General features: G+C 69.6%; 13 protein-coding genes. 7 read left to right on the forward strand and 6 right to left on the reverse strand.

All coding sequences use genetic code 11. The features are described 5' to 3' along the window. Positions 1 to 32 precede the first annotated feature (32 nt). The 3 genes from AC5DRG_RS18820 to AC5DRG_RS18830 form a co-directional block, all read right to left on the reverse strand. Entirely contained in the window at positions 33 to 3,650 is a 3,618-nt protein-coding gene (locus AC5DRG_RS18820; RefSeq protein WP_491811703.1) for a LamG domain-containing protein, read from the reverse strand. 104 nt (positions 3,651 to 3,754) lie between these two features. Continuing rightward, a complete protein-coding gene (locus AC5DRG_RS18825) occupies positions 3,755 to 5,359 on the reverse strand; it encodes a VCBS repeat-containing protein (RefSeq protein WP_491811705.1) in 1,605 nt (534 codons plus the stop codon). 407 nt (positions 5,360 to 5,766) lie between these two features. Then, positions 5,767 to 6,465, reverse strand: a complete 699-nt coding sequence (locus AC5DRG_RS18830) for a DUF2637 domain-containing protein (RefSeq protein WP_491811706.1) — start codon at positions 6,463 to 6,465, stop codon at positions 5,767 to 5,769. Positions 6,466 to 6,771: 306 nt separating this feature from the next. On the opposite strand from AC5DRG_RS18830, the gene AC5DRG_RS18835 reads away from it, so the two are divergent. Next, on the forward strand, positions 6,772 to 7,176 hold the full coding sequence (locus AC5DRG_RS18835) for a hypothetical protein (RefSeq protein ID WP_491811707.1): 405 nt from the start codon (positions 6,772 to 6,774) through the stop codon (positions 7,174 to 7,176). 152 nt (positions 7,177 to 7,328) lie between these two features. Then, positions 7,329 to 8,012, forward strand: a complete 684-nt coding sequence (locus tag AC5DRG_RS18840) for a DUF899 family protein (protein WP_491811708.1) — start codon at positions 7,329 to 7,331, stop codon at positions 8,010 to 8,012. Here AC5DRG_RS18840 and AC5DRG_RS18845 read toward each other — a convergent pair. Beyond that, positions 8,006 to 9,448, reverse strand: coding sequence for an ATP-binding protein (locus AC5DRG_RS18845; protein ID WP_491811709.1), 1,443 nt, complete (start codon positions 9,446 to 9,448; stop codon positions 8,006 to 8,008). The genes AC5DRG_RS18840 and AC5DRG_RS18845 overlap by 7 nt on opposite strands. Before the next feature lie 77 nt (positions 9,449 to 9,525). Beyond that, positions 9,526 to 10,032: a MarR family winged helix-turn-helix transcriptional regulator gene (locus AC5DRG_RS18850; protein WP_491811710.1), complete on the reverse strand. Its 507-nt coding sequence runs from the start codon at positions 10,030 to 10,032 to the stop codon at positions 9,526 to 9,528. A 116-nt stretch (positions 10,033 to 10,148) separates the two neighbouring features. On the opposite strand from AC5DRG_RS18850, the gene AC5DRG_RS18855 reads away from it, so the two are divergent. The 3 genes from AC5DRG_RS18855 (at position 10,149) to AC5DRG_RS18865 (ending at position 12,668) form a co-directional block, all read left to right on the forward strand. Further along, positions 10,149 to 10,604 carry a hypothetical protein gene (locus tag AC5DRG_RS18855; protein ID WP_491811711.1) on the forward strand — a complete coding sequence of 152 codons (456 nt, stop codon included), beginning with the start codon at positions 10,149 to 10,151 and terminating at the stop codon, positions 10,602 to 10,604. 61 nt (positions 10,605 to 10,665) lie between these two features. Next, complete coding sequence (locus tag AC5DRG_RS18860) at positions 10,666 to 11,199, forward strand: hypothetical protein (protein WP_491811712.1); 534 nt, start codon at positions 10,666 to 10,668, stop codon at positions 11,197 to 11,199. A 233-nt stretch (positions 11,200 to 11,432) separates the two neighbouring features. Next, positions 11,433 to 12,668 carry an MFS transporter gene (locus AC5DRG_RS18865; protein WP_491811713.1) on the forward strand — a complete coding sequence of 412 codons (1,236 nt, stop codon included), beginning with the start codon at positions 11,433 to 11,435 and terminating at the stop codon, positions 12,666 to 12,668. Positions 12,669 to 12,807: 139 nt separating this feature from the next. Here the strand turns inward: AC5DRG_RS18865 and AC5DRG_RS18870 are convergent, their stop codons facing one another. Beyond that, a complete protein-coding gene (locus tag AC5DRG_RS18870; protein WP_491811714.1) occupies positions 12,808 to 13,719 on the reverse strand; it encodes a LysR family transcriptional regulator in 912 nt (303 codons plus the stop codon). A 154-nt stretch (positions 13,720 to 13,873) separates the two neighbouring features. On the opposite strand from AC5DRG_RS18870, the gene AC5DRG_RS18875 reads away from it, so the two are divergent. After that, a complete protein-coding gene (locus tag AC5DRG_RS18875; RefSeq protein WP_491811715.1) occupies positions 13,874 to 14,857 on the forward strand; it encodes a fumarylacetoacetate hydrolase family protein in 984 nt (327 codons plus the stop codon). Then, positions 14,854 to 15,840, forward strand: coding sequence for a cyclase family protein (locus AC5DRG_RS18880; protein ID WP_491811716.1), 987 nt, complete (start codon positions 14,854 to 14,856; stop codon positions 15,838 to 15,840). Before AC5DRG_RS18875 ends, AC5DRG_RS18880 begins: the two co-directional genes overlap by 4 nt. Positions 15,841 to 15,859: the final 19 nt, after the last annotated feature.

The following is a 15,859-nucleotide window of genomic DNA, read 5'->3' on the forward strand; positions in this document are numbered from 1 at the left end:
TCCGGCCGGGTACACCCGGCCGGAACCGTCCGTCACAGGTCCGGCTGTGCGAGACGATCGGCCATCCAGCCGACCGCGACCGCATCGGCGGCCCCGGTGTAGATCCGTACGTCGTCTACCTCGCCGCCGAGGTAATCGGCCCATCCGGTACCGGACTTGGCGCGGCCGATCTGTAGCCCGCCGGCGGCGGCCCAGTAACCGATCTTGTGGTCGCGGGCGTTGTCGGCGTCGGCGAGCTGGCCGTCGACGTAGAGCCGCAGCCGCTTGGTGAGGCCGTCGTAGACGACGGCGATGTGCTGTCCGCCGTCCAGTGTCGGGTCGCCCGCCTGGTCGTCGGGGATGGTCAGGGCCGTGGCGGCCGAGTCGTCGCTGCCGGGGACCACCAACTCCCAGTGTCCGTACGGGTTGTCCGCGGTGTACTTCGTGTAGCGGACCAGGAAGCGGTTGGTCTTGCTGCCCGGGAGCGAGAACAGGGTCTGGTCGGTGGTGTCCGACTCGGCGGCCACGCGGACCCGGGCAGCGACGGTGAAGCTGCCGTCCGCGCTGACGGGAGCCGAGGAGGTGGCCGCGTATCCGCCGGCGGCGAGCACCAGGTGACCGCCGGGAACGGCGCCCTGCTCGCCCACGGACGTGACGAGCGGCCAGGGCCCCTCAACCAGCTGGTCCTGGGTCTGCTGGAACAGCGTGGCGCCGCCGCCCAGGGTCAGAACACGCCCACCCACCGTGTCGGGGCTCGCACCGGACCCGACGGTGTCGAGCGGCCAGTAACCCTTGCGGGACGGCTTGACGGTCAGCATCGACTTGATCTCCGCCGCCGGGGTGAGCCGGTCGTAGGCGCGGACCTCCGCGATGTCCCCGGTGAAGTTGCGGGCGTACCCGGTCTTGGTCACGGCACGGCCGATCTGCAGGCCGCCGCGCGCCGACCAGTTGGACTGCCGGACGACGGTCTTCTTCAACTCGCCGTTGACGTACAGCTGGAGCTGTCCCGTCGCCGGATCGTAAGCACCGGTCAGGTGGACCCACTCGTTCGGGCACACCGGTTTGGTGGTGCTGTCCTTGCAGGTGGCGTTGGTGGTGGCGGTGGCCCGCCAGGCGCCGAGCGACTCGACGTCGTTGGCCGGGACGGTGAACGACCAGTTCTTGGCCACGGCGTCATAGCCGAGCGTGAACCCGGGCTCACCGGCACCGTCCTGGCTCACCACCACGCCGTCCTTGTCCAGTGCGGTGGGCCGTACCCAGGCGCTGACCGAGAAGCCCTTCGCGGTGTCCACCACAGGCGCGTCGGTGGTCAGGTAGGCATCGGCGCTGCCGTCGAGGTGGGCCGCCCGGTCCGCCGTACCGCCCGGGCCGTCCTTCGTGGTGAAGCTGACACCGGCGCCCACGCTCGCGGCCCGGCTGTTGTCGCTCTCGTCCTTGACATGCCGACCCTCGGTGGAAGGCAGTGGGTCGTCGCCGAGGTTCCACTGGCCGGCGACGCTCTTCCCCTCCTTGACCACGAAGGAGTACACCGCCGGGGCACTGGGGTTGTTGGCCGCGTCGTACGACGTAACTTCCAGCACCACCGTGCCGAGCTGCCCCGGTGTGAACTGCACCGAGACGGGGGCCGTGGGCGACGGCGGTGTGACGTTCTTCGGGCCGACGGCGTCGGTGGTGAAGTCGTAGGAGTAGCGGGTCACGTCGTCGTCGAACTTGTCGCCGAGGTTGGGCGAGAAGGTGAAGGTTCCTGTCTCGCCCACGCCCAGCTCACCGGACTTCTCCTCGGGGAACTCCTTGGAGTCGACGTCGGGCTTGCCCGGCACATTGCGGTCCAGGACGAACTCGCAGCGCACGGTGGCCTCGCCCTCCCAGCTCCACGGGCCCCACGTGGCCTTGTCGTAGACCGCCGCCGACCAGTAGACCTTGCCGTTCTCGGGGATCGCGGGCTTGCCCTTGGGCACCTTGATCTTGTGCTCGAACTTGGCGCCGGTCGGCGAGGAGTAGCCGGTGTCCTTCTCGTACTGCTGGGCGTTGCCGTTCTCGTCGGTCCACTCGATCCGGAAGCGCACCTTGACCGGTTCCGCCTCGTCCTTGGAGTGGTCGGGGTCGCGCGGGATGACCAGCAGCTTGGGCATCTCGTCGACGTGCGGGGAGCGCACGGCGCCGGTCGAGGTGGCGCACACTCCGCCCGGGCTGGCCCACATCTCCTTCATCGAGACCTTCGCGGGCGGGCGGTTGTAGGTCACCTCCAGGACGGCGTTGCCACACATCCGCTTCCACTCGTGCAGGTCGCCCTCGTCCGTGGCTCGCAGCCCGAACGTCATCTGGGTCCAGCCACCGGTGGCCGCGGCCTGCACCTCCTGAGTGAGGGCGCCGCCCTTGCCGGACTCGAAGCGCAGGTTGGGCGCGCTGGAGCAGGACACAGGCGAGATCGCCTTGTCCACGGTCATGATGTGGCTGTCCCACAGAGTGTCCGTGTTCCCCCAGTCTGTGGACGAGGAGATGCCGAAGTTCTTGCCGCCGACGCGGTAGAGCCGTACCGGCTCGTCCTCCGGGGTCGCGCTGTAGATGTGCGCCACCCGTACGGCGAACGTGGCCTCCAGGATGTCCTTCCCCTTGTAGAAGGAGGTTGGCATCGTGTACATGAGTCGGCGCACGTCGACGCCGTTGCAGGCGACCGGGTTGTAGTCGATCGGGCACTTGCCCACGCCGGCCGAGCCGCTGAACTTCCAGTCCTGTTCGTTCGGCATGCCCTTCATCACCGAAGTCCAGGCCGTACGGCTGGTGGTCTTCTCGGTCGGGTCGATGACCACCGGGAAGGAGGTGCCGGGATCGGTCAGCAGGTCATGGGAGGGGATGAGCGTCAGTTTGTCCTGGCTCACCTCCAGGTCGACCGGGGCGGTGGTGGCGTCCTGAGGCGGTTCCAGGTCGCTCGCGGTGGCCGCGGCCCCGGCTGCGAAGGAGGCGGTGCGGGCCGTCGTGGCAGTGCCGTTCTCCTGTTCGCCTGCGTCCCACATCACGGGCGAACCGGCCTCCAGGACCACGCCCTTGGAATCGCTGTCGAGGGCCCGCAGCGCACCCGAGGTGGTCTCCTGCAGGGTCAGTGACTTGGTGTCCACGCCCAGTTCGAGGCGGGCGAGGTCCGGATTCTTCGCGGCTTCGGCAGTGTTGACCACGACGAGGTGACCGAAGCCGTCCGGCTCCGCCTGCACCACGAGGTCCACATCGGGCAGCACGTTGCGATACGTCGCCGAGTCCCCGTCGACCGACGGCTTCGGGAGCGCGCCGCCCGGCCAGGACAGGGCGAGTTCGCGCCCGGCGACCCGCACGCGGGCGAAGGGCCCGTCGCCACCGCCGGAAAAGGTGACATCGGTTGTGGTCGCCCTCGGCGCCCAACTTCCGTCGGCACGCTGAACGAGGGATTCGTCGATGTCCACCCACGCTCCACCCTTCAGCGTGCGCACCGGCTCGGCGAACTCCTTGGCCGTGAAAGTGCCGTCACTGTTCGCGACCACGGTCCGGCGCTGTTGACGCAAGCCCGTCACCTCGACGCTCTGGCCCGCCTCCTGCGCCGCCGCCAGCGCCTCCTCCTCGGTAGCCACCCCCTCCTCGACGACCTGCTTCAGCGCGGCCGGAGTGGCGGTGGCCGCGATGGTCCGGGGCTGAACGTCCACGGACTCGGCTGGCACCCCCGCCACGCCAGCCGCGACCAGTCCGGCCGTGACGAGCGCGATCAACGCCGATCTCGAGGCTTGGTGTTGCTCCTTCTTCGCCCCGCTCATCGAACCACCGCTCCAAAAGCCGTAACGTCGTCGGCCGGAATGCCGCCCTCGCCCGGTCTCCAGGTCTGCACCGAGCCCGCGGTCCCGCCGGGCGCCACGTTGGCCCAAGGCAGGCCGTACACGGCCCGGTCAGCAGCAGGCCCGTACGGCACACCGAGGTACAGCGCGGCGCCGGTCGCGCCCAGGCCGGTCCCGAAATACTCCTGCGGGCCGGCGTCCCCGCCGACTCCAGCGATGCCCTGCTCGATCCACACGTCGCCGTCGCCGGGTGCGCCGACCAGCGGGAACGTCTGCACCGCACCGGCGTCGCGTGCGTCCCCGACGTCCTCAGCGGGTACGCCGACCGCGACGAGCACGGTGGCGGCCGTACCCGCCGAGCTCGGCGCGGTGTTGACGGCGGCGAGCCGTTCGCCGAACAGGTCACCCGGCTCGGCACCGTCGTCGACGCCGACGACGTTCTGGTGGATGATCGGACGCTCCGACACGACGCCCGCCGAGGTCACCTGGAACACCTGCACCTGGCCCCCGTCGGCGTCGGCCGGGTGATCCTCACCGGGCACACCCACCATCAACAGAGACTCCGTTGGCGTGCCCGTCCCCGAACTGCGGAAGGGGACCATGGCCAGCGATTTGCCGAAACTGTCGCTGGGCTCGGCCCCACCCAACACGTTCGTGCCGTTGCTGAGTGTGCCGTCCTGGTCCAGGCCGATGACCGAGGTCGGCACGCCGTCGGTGTAGGTGTGACCGAAGACCCCCACGCCGCCGGCGAAGGTGTCGGTACCGATGGCCTCACCCGGGCATGAGATGGCGAAGTGGTTTGACGTAGCGGCCACTTGTGCGCCGTAGCGGTCGTCCTTCTCCGCGGTGCCGGGAACGCCGGCCGTGTCCTGGTGCATGTCCACAAACGCGCCGCCACGCCAGTAGGCCACCAGTCCGGCGTCCACCATGGGTTCCGTCGTCGTGAGGTCCTCGCCCGGAGCTCCGATGATGAGGAAGGGCTCTCCTCCGGTGCTGCCCGCCGCCAGTGAGTAGCCGAACCAGTCGCCCGCCTCGGAGGCGCCCGGCACCGCCTCCTGGTCCTGGCTGTAGCTCACTGCGGCCGCGCCCTGGGCGAGCCCGGCAGGGGAGCCGTAGAGCACGTTGACGTATCCGGAGTCGGCGGCGGTGCCGATCGCCTCGTGCGGGATACCGACCGCAAGGTCGTCACAGCCGTCCTCGTTCGCGTCGAACGAGGCCAGGCTGAACCCGAACTGGTCACCCGCCTCCGCAGCGCCGGGCACCTCGGCAAGATCCTGATCCAGCCGCTTGGTGCCCTTGTCACCGCCGTACACAACGTCGACACGGCCTGCGCGGGCCTTGCCACCCACGGTGGCCTCCGGATCGGCGATCGCTATGTCACGGATGCCGTCGCCGTTGTAGTCCGGGTCCACCCCCGAAGCGCACGTCGCCGCGACAGCCGCAGTCACTCCAACCGTCACCGCCTCGCGTACGACGGCGGCGCCCGCTCCGGAGATACCGACCGCCGCGAGCACGAACGCCACGCCCACGACCGTCGTCCGGGCCGCACCGCGGCGCCATCGCCCGACGTCACGCGCAGACACGCCGCGACTCCCCCACCCCATCCCCACAGCCCCCACCTCAGAGAGTCACAGAAAACTCAAAAGTGCGCTGAGTTAACGGAGCATGAAATCGAAACGTCAAGGGTCATCCGAACGGTCGCGCATGACGCTTGGCCTGATCATGACCATCTGACAGGAAGCGGAGTTTCCCTACAGCAACGATCTCCCCTCAATACGTAATGCTTGATCACAAAGGCAATAGAGGAGCGACATTGCGAACGGCAACACATGCCTCCGCCATCGCCGCAACCCGTGCGTCTGCAAAGACTTGGCTGGTCTTCAACCCCGCAGGCAATGGCGAAGTCATGCGATCGAAAAGTCCTCGCAGAGCGAGTGAAGACCTGCGTGCGTCACGGTGCGGGTGGACGCGGCCCTGGAAAGCACGCTGTTCAACTCGACGGTGGCCGTCTCGACAGCGGGCGAACTTCAACCGTCGTCAACAGGCGGTACAGGCCGGATATCTCGACCTCAACTGCTGCCGTTACGGCTTGCACGCACCAGCGCCACCAACTGCCTCGACCGGTCGGCACCGATCCGCAGTTCCTTACGTAGCGACTCAGCCGAGACCGGACGCTGATGCAGCTCCCGGTGCCGGGCATCCACGCGCCGGGCACGTCCAGCAGATCACCCTGGGCGTGCTCACGGACACCATCGCTCTGATCGTCGTCCTTGTCGTCGCGCTCCGTCTCCGCCTGGATGGCCGACCGATGGGCCAGCAGCTCGACCGAGAGCAGCAACGCTACAGGCGGCCACCCCGCCACCAGCACCGGCTTCCAGGCGAGAGCCGGCGCGGCTGCGATATTGGCGGCCAGCGAGACCGCGATCCCGAGCAGAAAGGCCAGCCACACCACACACCGGGCACGACGGCCGCCACGTCCGGACGGCTTCAGCAACCCGACCGTCGCCAGAAGAAGCAACCCGTCCACCGACAGCGGCCACAACGCGGCGCTCGCGGGGTCCGCCCCACCCTGCAGGGCGAACTCCCGCTGATGGACGTACGACGCATACGCCCCAACCCCCGCCACCACCACCGCACCCGCGCGCCGCACCCACACCTCCGGATCGCACCGCACGACGGGCCGCCTCACCGCCCCGCCCTCCCCCGCGCGGTCGGGCAAAAACTCCCCTCAACGACGAGCTTCCCCGCCGAAACCCCCAGCTCAGGCCGCCATCCTTCTGCGAAGCGCCCTGCCGGGGGCGCTCCGCTTGATCTCTGGGTTTCCGCAGGTCAGACATCCCGGATCACAGCAGCCCGCTTCGGCGCCGTTGAGCCGTTTGGGCACGGCCGGGCTGTGACGTCTCCGTACGGCCTAGGAATACGCGCCCAAGCAGGACCTGGATCCATAGGGTCGCGGTGGGGGTCGAAGAAACCACCGCACCTGAAGGAACGCCCCATGGGCATACGCATCATGTTCTCCGCCGCGGTGACGGCTCTCGTCGCCACCGGACCGATGACGGGCCAGGCACACGCGCAAACCGACCTGGACTGCCGGGACTTCGTCTTCCAGGAAGACGCGCAGGCGGAGTTGGCCCGTGACCCCAGCGACCCGAGCCGGCTGGACGAGGACCAGGGTCCCGACGACGGCATCGCCTGCGAGGTCTTGCCCCGAAGGAGCGCCACCACCTTGACCGTGTCCGCCCCTCCCACGCTCGGCGTCAATGTCGGCATCGGCGGCAGCACGCACCCGGCCGACTTCGAGCAGGCTCTGGGCGCGGCCCTGGCCGTCGGCTCCCTTGCTCTGGCGGCCGGCCATGTGGCCCGGCGCCGCCGCCGTTCTGCCGGGCGACACGGGAACTGACCGACCGCTTCGTCTGGCTGCCGAGGATCGCTCGGGTGCGCCGGTTCCGATGCCCGGCGGCCAAGGCTGCGGGGAACCGCCCTGTCCGGTCCGCGAACCCTTGGGCCGCCATAGGCTTGAAGGACCGGAAACGCCCACCCCTGGAGGACGCGATGTTGCGGCAGACCAGACTGGCCGGGGAATCCGACGACTACCTCACCGCCCGCGAGGAGCTGCGCCTGGCGGAGATCGAGCTCATGCACCACCGCGAGCAGGTCGCGGCCCGGCGCAGGGCGCTTCCGCCGGGCCCGCCTGTGGACGACTACACCTTCGTCGAGGGGCCCGCCGACCTCGGCGACGGGGACACGCCGGTCCGCGAGGTCGCGCTGAGCGGGCTGTTCACCGCCCCGGACCGCCCGCTGATCGTCTACCACTTCATGTACGGCAAGGCGCAGACCGAACCCTGCCTGATGTGCACCCTGTGGATCGACGGCTTCAACGGCATCGTCCATCACATCGACCGCAACGCCGACTTCGTCATCGCGGCGGCCGCCGACCCGCCCACCCTGCGCCGGCACGCCCGCGACCGGGGCTGGCATCGGCTACGGCTGCTGAGCTGCGGGGACAGCGCGTTCAAGTACGACCTGGGCAGCGAGGACAAGGAGGGCGAGCAGGACTCCACGGTCTCCGTCTTCACCCGCGACGCCGACGGCACGGTCCGTCACACCTACTCCGCCCACCCCCGTATGGCCGACGACATCGACCAGCGCGGTATCGACCTCCTGGCCCCGGTCTGGCACCTGCTCGACCTGACCCCCCGGGGCCGTGGCGACTGGTATCCGAGCCTCGACTACTGACCCGGCCGCCATGCCCGTACGAGATCATCCGGCCCCCAGTGCGCGGTCAGCGGCAGGCCTTCGGTCACCCCGGAGCGGGAGACCGCGACCAGCGGAGTGTTCGCGTCGGTGCCGGGGACGGCGAGCATGTCGCGTACCAGGGCGTCGTATTCATGGCGGCCGAAGGGCTGGGTCTCCAGCCACTTGACCGAGCCGACGAAGTGCACCTGCCGGGCCACCGGCTCGCGGTCGGCGCCGACGAGGTCGAGCTCGGGGTTGTTCTGACGGTTCCACCAGCCGCCGACGGCCTCGGTCTCGGGCCACACCTCACTGGGCATCAGACGCAGCAGGGACTCACGGATCAGTGGCTCGACCGCCCGTCCGCGCCAGGTCGTCCAGGATCGCTCGATGCGTTCCAGCGCCAGGTCGCCGCGGCCACGCTCGATGAGAGGGATCGCGCGAGCCAGGAACGCCAGCCAGAACCGCAGATACGGGTCGGCGATCCGGTAGCGCTTGTTCTTGCTGTCCGACTTGACGGACAAGGGGAGGTCGGCGGCCAGGACCTGCTTGGACTGCAGTGTGGCCAGCAGCGGGGAGAGTGTGCCGGACGGCAGTGCGCCGGCGCCGCCGGCCCGGGCGGCGATCGCGCTGAACGTGCGCTCACCGCTGCCGACCACCTCCAGTACGGCCCGTGAGTGCGAGGCCTCGGGGAATTCGCCCAGCAGGGACAATTCCCCGGCCACCAGCAGGGGTGAGAGCGGACTCGCGACCGAGGCCCGCAGGAAGGCCGTACGGCTCATGCCGGGCCGCCACGACTGCACGATCTCGGGAAATCCGCCGGTGATCAGCTGGGCGTCGACGGCCCCCGCGGCATCGAGCCCGGTCATGGCCTGCACATCGGCCAGATTCAGCGGACGGACGGTCATCTTCGCCGCCCGACCGAAGAACGGACGCCCGTACGACTGCAGCGCCTCCATCACCGACGCGTCGCTGCCAACCAGCAGCAGAAGCACGGGCTTTGACGACAGGTGACGGTCCCAGACAGTCTGGAGTGCCCCCTCGAATTCCTGATCCTGCTCGACCAGCCAGGGCACCTCGTCGATCACCGCGATGCTGGGTGCGTCATCGGGGACGGTGAGCGCCAGCGAGCGCAGGGCCTGGTTCCAGTCCTGCGCCTGGAGGCCGGCCACCAGCTCCGCGCCCGGCAGCGGTGACTGCGCGAGGGTCGCGGTGAAGTCGGCGCGCTCCGCCACCGGGTTACGCCCCCGGGTGGCCTGGAACACCACGTACGGGGCTCCTGATCGGTCGCAGAACTCCTGGACCAGCCGCGACTTCCCCACCCGACGCCGGCCCGTCATGATCACAGCCCGTCCCCGGGTGGCACCGGCGCTCTCGACCACGGTCCGGTACTGCTCGGCCAGCAGCTCAAGGTCTCGGGCCCGGCCTCGGAACTCCACGACGCGCCCCCAGGGGGAATTAACGTAGATGGATTCTTACGTAGATTGAATCTTACTTCGCCCCACCCGCAATTGACCTATCGCCGGCGCCAGGGCAGCACTTCCTGATCGCCCTGGGCTACGTCCACACGCTGGAGCGCGCCGTTGATCGCCTCGCCGATCTCCGCGAACTGGCGCACCTGGTCGGGACTGAGCGCGTCGAAGACCGCACGGCGGACGGCCTCGACATGGCCGGGCGCCGCCCGTTCCAGAAGCTGACGCCCCTGCTCGGTGAGCACGGCGAGTTGGTTGCGCCGGCTCGCGGGGTCGTCGCGGCGGTCCACGTAGCCGGTCTGCTGGAGGCGGGTCACGGCATGGGTGAGCCGACTGCGGGTGATCTTCAGCCGCTCGGCCAGCTCGGACATGGTCAGGCTCTGGTCCGGTACGGAGGACAGGTGGGCCAGCAGCGTGTAGTCGGCGTGCGTCACCCCCGCGTCCCGCCGCAGCTGCCGGTTCAGGTGGTCGGAGAGCAGGGTGGAGAACTCGACGTAGGCGAGCCAGGCTCGTCGCTCCTCGTCATCGAGCCAGCGTGGCGTCGTGGGCATGGTCGCACTTTATCCCGTCTTTGTTTGAATCTTCAAACCTCCAGAGCTAGCGTGCACCGCAACGCAACGTTTGAAGTCTCAAACGATTGCCCGCACCCGAGAGGCAGCACATCGCCATGAAGCACCGGAACAAGCTGACGCGCCGGAACAAGCTGATAGGCGCGGCCGTCGCCACCGCCCTGGCCCTGACCGCCGTCGCCACGACCGCCATGGCCGACACCACCGCGCACCGGCACACCGCCGCGAGCGAGCAGGACCAGCTCCAGACCCTCTACCGGCTGACCAAGGCCGAGGGCGGCAAGGTCACCGTCTACATGGGCGGCGACGCGCCCGGTCAGTGGGACGGCCTGGCGTCCGCGTTCGAGAAGCAGTTCCCGGACGTCGAGCTGCACCTGGTCACCGACCTGAGCAAGTACCACGACGCCCGTATCGACAACCAGCTCGCCTCCGGCGACCTCGTCGCCGACGCCGCGATCCTGCAGACCACCCAGGACTTCGACCGCTGGAAGAAGAACGGCGACCTGCTCAAGTACAAGCCGGTCGACTGGGACAAGATCTTCGCGGGCCACTGACCTGCTCAAGCCGGCGTTCAAGAACAAGCTGATCCTGACCTATCCCAATGACGACGACGCCGTGCTGTTCGGCTACAAGCAGATCGTCGACCAGTACGGGTGGGACTACCTGGCCCAACTGGTCCAGCAGAACCCCAAGTTGATCCGCGGCGTCCCGGGATCGGCCGCCGGTGTGGCCAGCGGCGACTACCTCGCCTCCATCGCCGTCGGCGGCGACGCACGCCCGAACGGCACCCAGGTCTTCTCCAACACCGAGCGCTTCAACTCCTGGGCCCAGCGCGGCGCGATCTTCAAGGACGCCCCTCACAAGGCGGGCGCCAAGCTCTTCATGAGCTGGCTGGACTCCGAGGCCGTGCAGACGAACGCCATCGCCACCTGGACCTGGTCCGTCCGTGAGGACGTCGCCCCGCCGGCCGGACTCCAGCCGCTGGCGTCGTACAAGAACACAAACCCGAAGGCGTTCGCGAAGTTCATGGCGAACCGTGGCGAGGTCGAGCGCTTCCGCTCCCAGGTCGAGCTCTACTTCGGCCAGGTCAAGGGCGCCGACCCGGGTGACCCCGAGGGCACCCTCGGTCGTACGCCCGGAGGCTTCTGACCGCTCCTCGCGACGCCCGGGAGCGGGCGATGCCCATCCATGGTGTGGATGAGCCGGATACGGGATTCGGATCGCGCGGAGGATGGCGACCGGGCGCCCGACGACCCATAGTCGTCCCTACCCGCACGCCGCTGTCCGGACCAGCCGCCGGCGTGCGGCCGTCCTCCGCATGCCGTGCCCCGTAAGCACCGTGAAAGGCATGCCCGCTCCCGTTCACCGTCCCTGGAGTCGCCATGCCCGGTTCCGTTCCGTTGCCGTCTTCCACCGCGGTCGACGATGCCGCTCCGTCGTCCGTGGCCGTCTCGGGCCCGGCCCATCTGCTGCGCGTGACCCTGCTGATGGCGGGCAGCTGTCTGCCGATCCTGGGGGCCGTGCTGATCGCCCCGGTGCTGCCGAAAATGCAGGACCACTTCGCCTCGGTCCCGGGGGCCAAGGCGCTGGTGCCCCTCGCGCTGACCGTTCCGGCGCTGGCGCTGGCGCTGCTGGCCCCGTTCGCCGGTGTGATCGTGGACCGGCTCGGCCGTAAGCGCCTGCTGATCGTGGCGACCCTGCTGTACGCCGTGTTCGGCACCGCCCCGCTCTGGCTGGACTCGCTCGGTGGCATCATCGCCAGCCGCGCCCTGGTCGGGGTCACCGAGGCCGCCATCATGACGTGCTGCACCACTCTGATCGGCGACTACTACAGCGGTCACCGGCGGGTGAAGTACCTCGCCCTGCAGACCATGTGCGCCTCCGCGTCGGCCACCGTCTTCTTCGTGCTGGGCGGCGCCGCCGGGTCGGCGGGCTGGCGGGTGCCGTTCTGGGTGTACGGCGTGAGCCTGCTGCTCGCTCCGCTGATGGCGACGGCACTGACCAACCCGGCGCCCCGTACGGTCACGGAGGATGTCCCGGCCGCACACCAGGCCTTCCCCTGGCGGCAGTTGGCGGGCATCTGTGCCCTCACCTTCTTCGGGGCGATGGTCTTCTACACCGTCCCGGTGGAGATGTCGTACCTGCTCGACGACCTGGGCGTGGAGAACTCCGGTGTGATCGGTCTGGCCACCGCGATCGCCAGTGCGGCCACCGTGGGCGGGGCGGTCACCTTCGCCCGGCTCAAGCGCTCGCCCGACCCGATGCTGCCCGCCGTATTCGCGGTCTGCGCGATCGGCTTCGGGGTGATGTTCCTCGCGGGGAACGCCCCGCTGCTGGTCATCGGCGCGGTGATCAACTGCGTGGGCACGGGCATGCTGCTGCCGGCGCTGCTGACCAGCGCGATGTCCCGGCTGGCGTTCGAGGATCGTGGGCGTGGGACGGGGCTGTGGATGGCGGCGTTCTTCGGCGGGGAGTTCGTCTGCCCGCTGGTGCTGCTCGCCGGGGAGTCGGCGGTGGGGAGCCTGGCGGGGGCGGTGGGGGTGCTGGGGCTGGCCGCCGCGGCTGTCGCGGTGGGTCTGTGGGCACCTCATAGGCATACGGCAGGGCAACCCACCTAGGGGCGCGGGGAACTGCGCGACCAGCCCACCTACAAGCCGCAGCCGCGTCTGCCACGGACTGCGCATCGGCGTGTGCGGCTGGTTCGTGGCTGGTCTCGCCCACGCGGCGGAGCCGCACATCGATACAGCCCCGCGCCCCTTAGGGGGTCGTCGTGAGCGTTGCGCCCACCTCGGCCGCCTTCCCCCGCAGCCAGATATGCGCCGCATCCTGCGCATGCACCGGATGCCACCACATCGCCTCCTGCACCGGTACCGCCTCGAACGGGCAGGGCAGGACCCGCACCGCGGCGGAACGGACCGCCTTCCGGGCCAGCCGCTCCTGGATCATCGCGACGCGACTCGTGCCCTCGACCATGTGCGGCAGGAGCTGGAAGGTCTGCACGGAGACCTCCACCCGGGGGCTGATGCCGATCATGCTCAGCTGGCGGGCGGCCGGGGCGTCGTAGGGGCGCTGGTAGACGGCCCAGGGCAGGCGCGACAGCTGGTCGAGGGTGAGTTCGTCGCCGACCTCGGGGTTGTCGTCGGCGACCAGGCACAGCCAACGGTCCTGGTGCAGGTCGACCGCGGGGAAACCGTCGATGATGCCGTGCGGCAGCAACAGACCGTCGACGGTGCTCAGCACGGTGGCGGTGTTCTCCACCACCGCAGGCGTCGAGTGCTGGAAGGTGAGCCGGATGCCGGGCGCCTCCTCGTGCAGGGCGCGGGCGAGCGCGGCACCGAAGACGGCCGCCCCGTAGTCGGAGGCGAGCAGGGTGAACTCACGGGACTCCGCGGCCGGGTCGAAGTCGGCCTGGCTGGAGAAGACGCGTTCCAGCAGGTCGCACGCGGTGGCGCTGCGGTCCCGCAGGGCGACGCCGAGGGGGGTCAGTTCATAGGCGTTGCCCGTCCTGGCGAGCAGTTCGTCGTCGAAATGGCGGCGCAGCCGGGACAGCGCCGCGCTCATCGCGGGCTGGCTCAGCCCGACGCGCTCGCCGGCCCGGGTGACGTTGCGCTCCTCCAGCAGCGCGCGCAGGGCGAGGACCAGATTGAGGTCGAGTCGGGACAGGTTCACCAGGCACCACCAATGCGAGACCTATGCGAGCAAGAGCCATCCAGGCACCACTCACGCACTATCCATGCCGTGGATTCGGCGCATCCACAGGATTGATTTCCGTGATTGGTCGATCAGGGTCAGAGTAGACCGCAACCCAGCAGGAGGAAATCTGATGGCAACGCTCGCGCAACCTGCCGGCCCGTTCGCGCTCGGCACGTTCTCCGCTCAGGACGGGGATCCCTTCCCCGGCCTCCTGGCGAAGGAGCGGGTACTCGACCTGAGCAGCGCCCTGGACTGGGCACCGTCCGGCCTGCGTGCCGTCGTGGAGCGGTGGGAGGAGACCCTCCCCGTCCTGTACTCCCTCGCGGACGACGTCGCCCTCGACTGGCGACCGCTGGAGGGCCTGCGGGTGCACGCCCCGATCGAGCCCCGCCAGATCTTCCAGTCCGGTGCCAACTACCGGCAGCACGTGATCGACCTGGAGGTCGCGCACCGCTCCCCCGACGACCCGCGCACCGTGGAGGAGGCGCGCGCGGAGATCGCCGCGGTCATGGACCGCCGGGCCGCCGAGGACCTGCCGTACGTGTTCATCGGTCTGCCGAGCGCGATCACGGGCCCGTACGACGATGTCGTACTGCCCGCCTGGGCCGAAAAGCCGGACTGGGAGCTGGAGTTGGCGGCCGTCATCGCCAAGCCGGCCCACCGGGTGTCCGTCGAGGAGGCCCTGGAGTACGTCGCCGGGTACACGATCGCCAACGACCTCACGGACCGCGCCACTGTCTTCCGCCGGGACATGAAGGCCATCGGCACCGACTGGTTGCGCTGCAAGAACGCGCCCGGATTCACGCCGCTCGGCCCGTATCTCGTCCCGGCCGAGTCGATCGCGGACCCCGGTGACCTGCGGGTCACGCTGAAGCTGAACGGCGAGACCATGCAGGACGAGTCGACCAAGGACATGCTCTTCGGCGTGGCACGGCTGGTGTCGTACATCTCCCAGAGCGCTCAACTCCTCCCCGGCGACCTGGTGTTGACCGGCAGCCCGGCCGGCAACGGCATCCACTGGGGGCGGCTGCTGCGGGACGGTGACGTCATGGAGGGTTCCGTCACCGGTCTGGGCGTGCAGCGCACCCGTTGTGTGGCGGAGGTGCCGGCATGAGCCTGAACCGGGACCAGAACCGGGACCTGGACCGCCACGACCCGGAGGGCGCGATCGCCGAGGCCGCCAAGTCGTTCTCCAACTGGGGGCGTTGGGGCGAGGACGACGTGCTCGGCACCCTCAACTTCCTCGACGAGGCCAAGCGCCGCGAGGCAGCCGCACTGGTCCGCCGGGGCGTCAGCTTCTCGCTCTCGCAGTCCTTCGACATGAACGGCCCGCAGAAGGGCTGGCGCCGACGGACGAACCCCGTCCACACCATGCTGGACACCGGCACCGACGCGGCCCTGAACAACCAGGGCTTCCCGCACGGCATCGGCGGCGCCGACGACGTGATCAGCATGCCCTTGCAGTGCTCCACGCAGTGGGACGGGCTCGGGCACATCTTCGACCACGGCAAGGCGTGGAACGGGCGGGACTCCGAGAAGGTCGTCACCTCCGACGGCGACCTCGTCACCGGCATCGAGCACATGGCGCCGTACGTCGCCGGGCGCGGTGTTCTCCTCGACGTGGGCCAAGTCATCGGCACCGACGGCGAGTTGCCCGACGGCTTCCCGATCACCGAGACGCACCTGACCGCGACCGCCGAGGCCCACGGGGTGACCGTCGGCCGCGGCGACATCGTCCTCGTCCGCACCGGACGGCTCGCGCGCGCCCGGCGGGACGGCTGGGGCGACTACGCGGGCGGACCCGCGCCCGGGCTGTCGTTCACCACCGCCGGGTGGCTGCACGGCACCGAGATCGCCGCGATCGCCACCGACACCTGGGGTTTCGAGGTCCGGCCGAACGAGTTCGAGAACGCCTTCCAGCCGCTGCACCAGGTCGTCATCCCCAACATGGGCCTGCTCATCGGCGAGATGTGGGACCTCGACGCGCTCGCCGCGGACTGCGCTGCCGACGGCGTCTACGAGTTCTGGCTCACCGCCGCTCCCCTCCCCATCACCGGCGCCGTCGGCTCCCCCGTGAACCCGATCGCCGTCAAGTAGCCCACGTCCCCGTACCCCG

It is taken from the genome of Streptomyces sp. JLBG701 (assembly GCF_058544905.1).